Genomic DNA, 11,865 nt, shown 5'->3' with positions numbered 1-11,865 from the left:
AAGAGACTCTTCTTTCACATTAAGAAGAGTCTCTTTTTATTAATTGTAATTGGAAAGTAGCTTTTCTAAATAAACCGATTTCATTTGTTTACTAGCCATAACTTTCTTTACTGGCGATAATTTTAAAATTACCCCAAGTATCGCCGCCATAGCTCTATGACTGTACAGAGCCTTATTGTCAAATATTAAATCTTGCAACTTTCCCTTTTCAATAGCCATCAATACAGCTCTATGAACTGAATTTATGGGAGTTATAATTTTGGTTTCTCTATTTTTTAGCAAAATTGATTTTTTAAAACAACCACGAGCACAGAGTCCACATCCAAGACAAAGTTCTTCATTTATAACAACTTGGTTCTCACTTTTTGTTATAGCATTAACTGGACAAATCTTAATACATTTTCCACATACTATACAACTCTCATAATTTATTTTGGGTATAAAATTTGTTGTTTCAACAGGATGTAACACTCCAAACTTCTTAGCAGCTACAAGCGCCTCACAACAACATCCACAGCAGTTGCATATAAAGGTTACTCCTTCCCTGACATTCTCTCCGCACTGTACTAGATTGCTCTCATAGGCCGTTTGAAGCAAGTCTATACATTCTATCGTGTCAATTTCTCTTGCATATCCATTTTTTATAAGCGAAGCAGCAGTATTTCCAAAGGTCATACAAATATCCATTGGTGCTCCACAAGCTTTTCCAACATGTTGCATCTTATGTCTGCAGTAACACATACTAACCCCAATATGTTCTGAAGATTTTATTATATGTGTTGATTTTTCATAATCTAATATTTGTACTAAATTATCTTGAGTTCCAATCGATAAAGCTGACTCATTTACAAAAACTCTTCCCAGCTTTGTTTCAGAACCATAAAATAAATCCTTTATAAATTCTTCTTCAACATTCAAATACTGGTAAAAAAGTTCTCCTAATAATTTTTGATTAATATCTCCTCTTGTTCTCATCATAGAAAACTCAAAAAAACCTGCCATTGGTGGAGGAAGGATGTACGTCTGAACTCCTTTGTGAACAATATCTAATAAAATTGCTCTGGATGAAAGAGTATCTAAAATATTTTTTGCTTCTTTTTCTGATATTTTCCAAATTTCTGCAGCTTTTTTAACTGTAAATGGTTTAATTGGTAATTGTGCAACCAATCTTGCCTCTTTTTCACTAAAAAGTATAGAAAGTATTTTATATAAACTTTCAGATGGTGGTGCTCCTTGGGAAAATAAATTCAACCTCTCTTCTAAACTTTTATAAGATGACTTGCCTACAATATGACTCATCAATAACCTCCACAACTATTAATTTATCTTGTATTATACATCGTCTTTTTTATAAATCCTGTTTAGAATTATTTACCAATAATCTCTATGCTACTCTCACCATTTTCAACATATTCAATTTTTATATGTTTATTCCCAATAAGTGCGTCGAAATATTTTGAAGCACTCACAATCTTTAAAATTTTAACTTGATCATTAGAATCCATACTCTCTAAGACATCTAGTAATTCCATTTGAAAATTTGAAATATTTTCATATTCTTTTTTTATAAAAATATTTGTCTTAATATCTAAATCTGGTTCTACTGTCAAATTAGATTTTTCTTCAAATGTATGATTTTTTAATAAATATTCTTTTATCATTAGCTCTTTTCCAGCTTTAAATGCTATCTTCTGAGCTTTTCCTTCCATACCACAAGTTTTTATATATTCTATATAAACTGTCTCTTCTATCTTTAATCTTTCATCATCTGAAAGTCCTAAATAATTTGAATATAAACTCTCACGTTCTTTTGATTTATTAAGATCTTCATCACTAAATAATTTTAATTCTTGGATGGAATTCTTATCACTAGGAATTTTATCTTTAGATATATAATCATCCGCCCACCCTTTATTAAGTGCCTGCATAAAATAGCTTCTAATATTTCCAACTTTTTGGCTTCTCATATATTCTGCTACTAACTTTACGTAATCAAATCCATATTGTCTTATCGCATCTTTTATTGCCTTAGGCATCGTTTTTAATTCTTTTGCTCTAGCTGGTAAATTTTTCATTATAGTCTCCACCATCTGATCTGTAGGACTAACATTTTTCAAGTCTTCTGATATTGAAATATCAATCAATCCACCAGCATCTGTATGTGTTATTATTAAGTTGTCGAAATGATTTTTATCATCGAAAAAATAATTTTGTTTTAAACTATTGTGTCTTTCTTCAAAGAAAAACTCAAATTCTGACTGTATCAATTTACCATTTTTTAAAACTCTATAATCTCCAATTAAATCCATTTTTTTTAATTCCTGACAGCTTCTTTCTATTGATTTTATACTTCTTCCAATTGATTTAGAATCATCACTAAGTGGAATTTTTTTTATTAAACTAAGCGCCAATACCTTAAAATCATATCTATTAAATCTCAATTTATTTATCAACATATAAAGGGCTCTCGTTATAGGACTCTCCATATTTAAAAGAAGTTGAGAGTCATAAACCAAATAACCTTTTCTTATTATATTGTCGTAAAAATGATTAGATATAGAAATTTTTATAATTTCTTTAATTCTTTTGTCATGAAAATATTCTGTTTCTTCATGAGAAGCCTGTTTCAAAGAAATTGTTCTAATATTCATTATATTAGTATTTATTTTATCATCGACAATGCCTTTTAGTTTATTTGAGTAAAGAGAGTTTTTAAAAATATAACTAGTTTGGGATAACCTTTGCAATGCAACGGCAACTTTCCCATAAAAACTTTTAAATGATGTTTGTGAAATTCCCATATTATATAAAATTTCCGATGTATTAGTATAAAATATATTATTATATCTTTTATCTCTCATTATTTTTAAAATAGCTATAAATACTCTTTCTTCAAATTCCCCTGGGATACAATCTCCAGAGGTTGGATTTACTTGTATATAGGCTTCTTTATCCCTATTAAAAAAATATCTGATAATTTGATTCTTTTTTCTTCTAGGATTCTTTGTGAAAAGTGGATACTCTATAACGTTTATATCTATTCTTACAAGACTATTTGCCTTCTCATTTTCTATTTCTGACACATCTAAAAATTTTTCAATAATTTCGCTTGGTCCTGTATCAATAACTTGGTTTTTTAAAATCAAACCAATTTCTTTTTCTTTAATTTTTTTCATCTTTAGACTAATCTCCTCTAAATAATAAATTATATTCGCATTACCCTTGTATTTATCTATATTATTTTATAAATATTACCATATAAACATAAGTAAAACAACAATATATACAAGTTATATATATCTGTATCGGCAATAACTATACAATCATACGAATATTTTTTAATCTCTACTCCACCAATGCGAAAATTTAACATTTTTTTGTGTATACAAGGGTAATGCGAATAGATATACAAGGGTAATGCGAATAGATATACAAGGGTAATGCGAATAGATATACAAGGGTAATGCGGACATATATACAAGGGTAATGCGAATGATTTTTTCGATATTTATACCCTCATAAAACCTTATTATATATAGCTTTTATCGATTTTTTTAAGGCTAAAATTTTCCCCCCTAACAATATAAACAATATTAAACAATAAAAACTACTATATATGTTGAATTTTTATGTTCACATTTCCCTTGTATATATGAAATTATTTAAAATTTAAAATCATATTTATAAATAAATTGAAATTAGAATCACATTCAATTAGCTCTCAGACGCTATAAAATCAAAAATCAACAACGAATCTCTATCTCTTGTTATAAATTCATATAGAAACAATCCAACTGCTTTAAAATCGATTATACAGCTTTATAACGTTTTTCATAAAATTTTAATTAAAAAATTTGAAGTTAAAGTATGAGTATGCTATTATTAAAAAAACTATTGACTTTTTATAAAAAATATAGCAAAAGATAACTATAAAGAATTTTCTAGATAAAAATACTATCTATGGGGAGGGTATGTTTGATGAAAATGATTAAATTATGGTGCAATTACCTAAAAATTAATGATTTTATGAAAGATGAAAAGTTTAATAAATTTATTGAATTTTGTAAAAAAAACTCAATAAATTATATATCACAAATAGATGAAACTTTACTCAGAAAATATAGTAACGAAGATGGAGTAGGACCCGGGAGAATAAAAAAAATAAAAAATGATCTCGAACAAATCTTTATAGATTTAGAAAAACAAAAAAACTATAAAAGAATAATGAATTCTAAAATAGGGGATGTTATATTTATTATTAAAGAACTTAAAGATATTAAATTTGAAGAATTTTTAAGTTTTACAAAAGAAAAAATAGAAAGTCTAGGACTATCAAAAGAATCTTTAGAAAGAGTATATTCAACAGGAGCTGCTACTTTACCAGTTCAAGAAATTATACGTAAACTTAATTTAAAATTAAACCAAGGAGATAAAGAGTTATTAATTGATAGATTAGAAAATGGAAAAACACTCGAGGAAATAGGAAATATTAGAGGAATAAGTCGTGAAAGAACAAGACAAATTGAAATAAAAGTTAAAAATTTAATTTTTAATATATTTACTACTTATAATTTAAATGTTGCTTTAAGAATTGACATGAATTTTAAAGATGAAATTCCTTTGGAGGAAATGGAAGAAATTTTTGGAGATGAAAATAAATATCTTGTAAGCTTGCTTAAAAGAAATGAAATCTTTTCAAGACCATATTATATAGATTTTTTAGATATATTTTTATTTGATAAAAGAGAAAGATTTTTTAAAATCTTCTACTCTTTAGAATTTTTAGATGTTATATCAGAAGAAGAATTATATTTAATTCAAGATTCTTTCAAAAGTTTTAAATGGGTTGGAAGAAAAGAAATTGAAAAAATTATAACTAAAATGGGTTATACTCAACATGGAAATTTTTATCTTCTACATGATGGATATAAAGATATTTTAGAATTATATTTTAATAAAATTGTAGAAAAACCTTTAAGAATAGATGAATTAAGTATAAGTTCAATTATTGAAGATATTAATATTAGTTTAAACTATCATTTATATGAAGATGATTTTCAAAGTTTAGATGAAGAGACTATAAGTAATTTAGCTAGGAGATTAGAAGGTCTTTTATCAAGAATTGAAGGTATAATAATGACAGATTCGAGAACCTATATACATATAGATAAAATCGAATATAATCTTAAAAAACTTGTTGAAATTAAAAATAAAGTAGTAACGAAAGAAACTAAATATATAGATAGTATTGCATTATTTAAATCAATGGAAGATGAATTTAAACAAAATGGAATAATGACCGATTATATGCTTTATTCGTTATTCAAATATCATTTTTCTGATGATTTAAATTTAAATACAAATGGAAATAGTAGAGTATTAACTATTGGAGAACAAGAATTTAATAGAGTTGAAGAACTAGAAAAATTTATAAAAAATGAGGGAAAAATATTAGAGAAATCATATATTCAGGAAAAACTTGGATATTCAAGCATATCTCTAAATAATGCAATAGATAATTCGAAACAAATAATTATTTTTGATAGATCTTGTGTTGGATTAGTAGATTTTGTAATTATAACAAAAGATGAAATAAGATCATTAAAAGAATTGGTTGAGAGGAATGAAGAAGAAGGATATATTTCTATTCCTGAATTCATTAGTAAAATGAGACTCGATAAAAGATTTAAGAGATTCGTAAGAAAAAATAGAATAAATAAATATTTTATAGCATCTTATATAAGATACTTATTACCCGAGTACAGAGGTGGCTGTAATATTCTAAGTAAAAGATAACTAAAAAAGGAGCCGATGTGATTTGACTGCGGCTCCTTTTATTTTTTTAAAGGAGGAGTCTATGAAGTTTTTAATAAGAGAAAATTTTTTTAAAAGTATTCCAAAAAATAAAGAAGAAAAAATTACTTTAAAGCTTTATGGATTTTATAAGGCTATTTCAAAAGATGAAAATTATTTAAGAGCATTACCTAACGGGTTTTGGATAAAAAAGATTTCAGGTCAAAATAATATTTATGAGTTTAGAATAAATAATGGGGATAGAATTTTTTTTACAGTTAACAGAAGAGAGAATGAAAATGAAGAAAACATTTTATTTTTATTATACTCAAGTCATGATATGGGAGTAAAAAAATCTCTTAGAATTACAGGCAAATCATTCAATGAATATGATATTAATTATGAAAATTATGAAGAAACTAATCAAGAAGAAGCAGCTGTAATTAATTTAGATTATAATAATGTAATTACTTATGAATTCAAAGAAGATTCTATGTTTAAAAATTTTATAAATGATAGAAAATTTTCATATTATTACCTAAATGATGAACAATATACATGCTTAAATACTCACGGACCTTTATTCATTGCGGGAAGTGCAGGAAGTGGAAAAAGTACAATTACATTGAGAAAACTCTTAAATATTGAAGAGAATGCAGAAGCATATGATATAAAAAACATAGCATATTTTACATCAAATAAATATCTAAAAGAAAATACTCAAGCTCAATACAATTTCTTTCGAAATAAAAATAAAGATCAGATTAGTTATTTTTATACTTTAGAAGATTTTTATAAAGAATATTTAAATATAGATAAAAGAAAAATAGTAAAATATAAAGAGTTTAAAGAATTTTTGATGTATTCATTTCCAAATAGAAAAAAATTAGGAATAGATACAGAAAATATTTATTCTGAAATTTTTGGAATAATAAAAGGGATAATGAGCGAGGGAAAAGCAGATAATTGGGATAGGGATTTAGAAAAAAATCAGATTACTTTAGAAGGGTATTTGGAATTAAGTGACAAGTATTCTGTACTTGATGTAGAACAAAGAAAACAATTGTATATTATTTCAGAAAAATATAATCAATGGTTAAAAGAAAATGAAAAATATGATATGAATGATTTAGCTAGAGAAGCTTTTCAGTTAAATAAGACATTTGATTTTTTAATAATAGATGAAGTACAAGATTTAACTGAGATAGAGATATATAGTTTGTTAAATTTAGTTAAGAATGGTAGTAAAGTAGTTCTTGCTGGAGATATTCACCAAATGGTAAACTCTAGTTATTTTAGTTTTGAGAGAGTAAAAAATTTATATTTTACAAAGTATAAATTAAAAAATGATGTTAATATTTTATCAAAAAATTATCGTAGTTGTAGGAAAATAGTTGAATTAGCAAACTTCTTTGCAGAATTAAGAGGAGAATATATAGGCAATTTAGGATTAAAAGATTATAAAGAAAGTTTCATAATTGAAGACGGAGATGTAATACTTACAAATTTTGATATTAAATTGATTGAAAGAGCTCAAAAAGACGTTAATGTAGCTATTATAGTTTCTGATGAAATTGAAAAAAATGAACTCTACGATAAGCTTAATAACAAGCATAGAATATTTACTGTAGAGGAAATTAAAGGGTTAGAATATAAACAAGTAATTTGTTATAATCTGACATCAAACAATATACAACAGTGGGAAAAAATTCTTTCTGGAAATGTAAAACAAGATCAAAGATATAGAAAGTTTTTTAATAAATTTTATGTTGGTATAACTAGAGCTCGTGAACAGTTGATAGTAATGGAATCAAATACAGAAGAGAACCCAATTTTAAAAAAGATAGAGCATTTTATAACTAAAAAACAAAATAAAGAGCTTGAGGAAATAGTTACAACAGAAATTTCAAATAAAGATCAGTGGTATAAAGAAGGAGAGAAACTTTACGCTCTTGAAAAATTTGAAGAAGCACAATATGCTTTTGAACAATCGGGGCACCCAACAATTATAAAAGAATGGGAAATAGAAAAAGATATAGAGAATTCAGATTATAATATAGCCATAAAAAAAATTGAAAAATATGGATTAAAAAATAAATTAGCTCATTTTAGAAGAAAAATAATAGATGTTGCAATAGAAAAAAATCAATACCTTTTGGCAATAGAAAAGAATGATGAATTTCAAATTTCATATAGAGAGAAGGATATAAAGGAAAATATAAGAAAGAAAATAGTAAGTAATGAACTAGCTGAGAGTGATGTAGAAAAGTTATTAAAAATATTTAAAAGAAAAAAAGAATTAAATTTTGTTGGAGATATTTTAATGGGATTAAAAAGATATCCCGAAGCTCTATCAAACTATGAAATTACAGAAAACTCAAAGGGAATATCTTTAGCTAGAAAAGGAATATTAGAAAAAAAATTTAATAAAATAGAAAATTTTGAGGAAGAATTAGTTAAATTAAATGAAATTATTGGATTAAAAGGAATAAATAGTTTTGGAAAAGATAGATATACACCTCTTCATAGATCTGTAATATTAAATAGTAGTTTAATTTTATTTGACATGATTTTAGAATTAGGCGGAAAAACAGATCTTTTAGCAAAAGGAAAATCTAATTTAATACATATAATTCCAACTCTAAGTGAAATAAGTTATGACCAAAAGATAGAGTTTATAGAAAAAGTTCTAAAAACTGGGGTAGACATTAATATAAAAAATATTTATAATCAAACTATATTAAGTGTAGTTATTCAAAATCCAGAACCTAAATTATTAAAATATCTTTTGAATAGAGGAGCAGAAGTAGACTCTAAAATAAAAAAAGAATTGGATCAATTACTAGATAGTGAAATGAGTTCTCAAAATAAAAAATGGAGAAAATTGAAGATAATAAAGCAAATAATTAGAAATTTTGAAAAAAATAAAAAATAAAAAAATGGGGGAAAATATGGTTAAGAAGCAAATTATACTAAGAAGTTCACTAGGATCTGTTTTTTCAGCTTTTGATAGTTCAGAATTAATAGGTACAGATGTAGAGCAAAATAGATTAGTTGCAATTTCTGGAAGAATAAATAACCCAGGAATTTTTGAGATACCTGAAGGAATTACCCTTAAAGAAGTAATAGAACTAGGAGGAGGTATTAAAAATAAAAAATCTTTCAAAGCTGCACAATTTGGAATACCTTTTGGTGGATTTTTGACAATGAAAGATTTAAATAAACCTCTAGATTTTAATTTGTTTGAAAAAGGACAAGTAAGAAACCTTATAATTCTTTCTGAAGAAGATTGTATCGTACAATTTTCTAAATTCTATGTAGAATTTTTACTTGGAAAAATTATGAAAGGTGAATATAGAGAGTATCTACCTGCTAAATATGAGTTAGATAGAATTGATAGAGTACTGGATAGAATAACAAAAGGTAAAGCAAATATGAGAGATATTTATTTATTGAGATATCTGTCAGATATAATAAAATCGATTGTAAAACAAAATCATAATTTAATATTAGAAGCGATAGATAATTTCTATCATGAATTTGAAGAACATATTGAAGAACATAGATGTTATGCTGGCGAATGTCCACAATTGGTTAGATTTAGAATAACAGAAAAATGTATTGGATGTACGGCATGTGCAAGAGTTTGTCCAGTTAAGTGTATTACAGGAAAAGTAAAAGAAAAGCATGAAATAGACATAGAAAGATGTACCCACTGTGGTCAATGTGTTGTTGCATGTCCAGTAAATGCCATCAACGAAGGGGATAATACTTTAAAATTCCTAAGAGATTTAGCTACTCCTAGCAAAATAGTTATAACACAAATGGCTCCTGCTGTTAGAGTTGCTATAGGAGAGGCGTTTGGTTTTGAACCTGGAGAAAATGTAGAGAAAAAAATAAATACAGCTTTAAGAGCACTTGGAGTAGATTATGTTTTTGATACGACTTGGGCAGCAGATTTAACAATTATGGAAGAAGCTACTGAATTTCAAGACAGGCTAGAGAGATACTTTAAAGAGGATGATACAGTTAGATTGCCTATACTTACATCTTGTTGTCCAGCATGGGTAAAGTTTATAGAACAAAGTTATCCTGATATGTTAGATGTTCCATCTACAGTTAAATCTCCTATGCAAATATTCTCGACAATAGCTAAAGATATATGGGCAAAAGAAAAAGGATATTCAAGAAATCAGGTGACATCAGTTGCAATTATGCCATGTCTTGCTAAAAAATATGAAGCATCAAGAGAGGAATTCTCAAGAGGCGATAACTATGACACTGATTATGTTATAACAACTAGAGAACTAATTAAGATTTTAAAGGAAACTGAAATAGATTTAAAGGAACTGGAGGATCAAGAATTTGATAATCCTCTTGGGGAGTATTCAGGTGCTGGTATCATATTTGGTAGGACTGGTGGAGTTATAGAAGCCGCTACTAGAAGTACAATTGAAATGATTACAGGACAAAGAATTGAGAATATAGAATTTGAAGCACTAAGAGGATGGGAAGGATTTAGAACTTGTGAACTTAGCATCGGCCATATTGATTTAAGAATAGGAATTGCTCATGGTTTAGAAGAAGCTGCTAAAATGCTAGACAAGATTAGAGCTGGAGAAGAATTTTATCATGCAATAGAAATAATGGCTTGTAAAGGTGGATGTGTTGGTGGTGGTGGTCAACCTAAGGCTATGAAAAAACAAGAAACTTTGGAAAAAAGAGCTGCAGGACTTAATAAAATAGACAGAGAGTTAAAAGTAAGAAGATCACATGAAAATGTTCAAGTTTTAGCTATATACGAAAAGTATTTAGACTATCCTATGAGTCGTAAAGCTCACGAACTATTACATACAAAATACTTTCCAAAACTAAAAAAATAAGGAAAGGATAATATTATGAAGAAAAAAAAATTATTTGTAGGTATTATTTTAGTAATAATTTCAATTATTGGAGCAAAATTATTTTTGTTTACTGATAAAAAAATCCAAGGATTAAGAGTAAAAAAAGCTGATTATATTGAAAAAATAATATCATCTGGAACTATTGAAGGAAAAGAAAATTCAGTATTATCATCTGGAATTGATGGAACTATTGAAAAAATATTTTTAAGAGAGGGCTCTTTTGTAAAACAGGGAGCTCTGATTGCTAAGTTGGATACAAAACAAATAGAAGCTGAGATAGAAAAAGCAAAAGCAGATTTGGAAAGCTCAAGAAATCAGTTATTAAAATCAGATACTTTGGATTTACCAAATGCTCAATCTGCTTATGATACAGCTTTGAAGAATTTTGAGATTTCAAAAAAAGAATATGAACAATATGAAAATCTCTATAATAAAAAATATATAACAGAATTGGATTATAATCAGAAAAAAACAACTTTGATTCAAAATCAAAATTTTTTAGAAAACGCCAAAAATCAATTAAATTCTATAGAAAATGGGGCTGTTAGAAAGTTAAGTATTTCAAATGTTAATTCATCAGCTCATTTATTAACTTCTTTAGAAAATACCTTGCCTAAATATTATGTATATGCTCCATATGATAGCTATATAACTGAACGTTATGTTGAGGTTGGAGATACCGTAGGACCTTACACAAATTTATTTTCTGTTTCATCTGTAGATGAGAAAATAGTAAATATTGATTTGGATGAAAAATATGTAGGAAGAGTTGCAATTAATGATTCAATTGAAATTTATCCGTATTATGATAGTGAAAAGTTTACTAAAGGAAAAATTTACTTTATAGGAATTGATGTCTCAAATTTGACAGGAACCATAGAGGTAAAGGGAACACTTGAAAATGATTTAAAAGAATTTCTTTATGGTGGGACAGTTAATGTAATATTGCAAGGCCATAAGATAAAGGATGCTATATTAATTCCAGAAAAATATTTAATTAAAAAATCTGGAAAAACATTTATTCTTAAACAAAATGGAAGTAGTAAAAAACTTGTTGAAGTTATTGGAATCCCAGTTATTGATGGATTTGTAATTACAAGTGGACTAGAAACAGAAGAAGTAATAGTATCTCCGGAAGAAGGTGAAAAATATTAGTTCAGAAGAAATA

General features: G+C 26.6%; 6 protein-coding genes. 4 read left to right on the top strand and 2 right to left on the bottom strand.

Annotated elements, in window-relative coordinates; all coding sequences use genetic code 11:
• Positions 1–39 precede the first annotated feature (39 nt).
• Both H3N56_RS10790 and H3N56_RS10785 read right to left on the bottom strand, forming a co-directional pair.
• Complete coding sequence (locus H3N56_RS10790) at positions 40–1,299, bottom strand: 4Fe-4S dicluster domain-containing protein (protein ID WP_185881201.1); 1,260 nt, start codon at positions 1,297–1,299, stop codon at positions 40–42.
• A 68-nt stretch (positions 1,300–1,367) separates the two neighbouring features.
• Entirely contained in the window at positions 1,368–3,176 is a 1,809-nt protein-coding gene (locus H3N56_RS10785) for a hypothetical protein (protein ID WP_185881200.1), read from the bottom strand.
• Between the two features lie 802 nt (positions 3,177–3,978).
• Between H3N56_RS10785 and H3N56_RS10780 the strand changes: the two genes are divergently transcribed.
• From H3N56_RS10780 to H3N56_RS10765, 4 genes are all read left to right on the top strand, one after another.
• Entirely contained in the window at positions 3,979–5,796 is a 1,818-nt protein-coding gene (locus H3N56_RS10780; RefSeq protein WP_185881199.1) for a sigma factor-like helix-turn-helix DNA-binding protein, read from the top strand.
• A 61-nt stretch (positions 5,797–5,857) separates the two neighbouring features.
• Positions 5,858–8,728: an AAA family ATPase gene (locus H3N56_RS10775; RefSeq protein ID WP_185881198.1), complete on the top strand. Its 2,871-nt coding sequence runs from the start codon at positions 5,858–5,860 to the stop codon at positions 8,726–8,728.
• Positions 8,729–8,744: 16 nt separating this feature from the next.
• Positions 8,745–10,676, top strand: a complete 1,932-nt coding sequence (locus H3N56_RS10770; protein ID WP_185881197.1) for a [FeFe] hydrogenase, group A — start codon at positions 8,745–8,747, stop codon at positions 10,674–10,676.
• A 15-nt stretch (positions 10,677–10,691) separates the two neighbouring features.
• Complete coding sequence (locus tag H3N56_RS10765) at positions 10,692–11,852, top strand: efflux RND transporter periplasmic adaptor subunit (RefSeq protein ID WP_185881196.1); 1,161 nt, start codon at positions 10,692–10,694, stop codon at positions 11,850–11,852.
• Positions 11,853–11,865: the final 13 nt, after the last annotated feature.

Origin of the sequence: Cetobacterium sp. 2A (genome assembly GCF_014250685.1) — a bacterium.
In the GTDB taxonomy this organism is placed as follows: Bacteria; Fusobacteriota; Fusobacteriia; order Fusobacteriales; family Fusobacteriaceae; genus Cetobacterium.
Note: the sequence above shows the minus strand (reverse complement) of the source record. Positions and strands in the feature narration are given on the sequence as shown.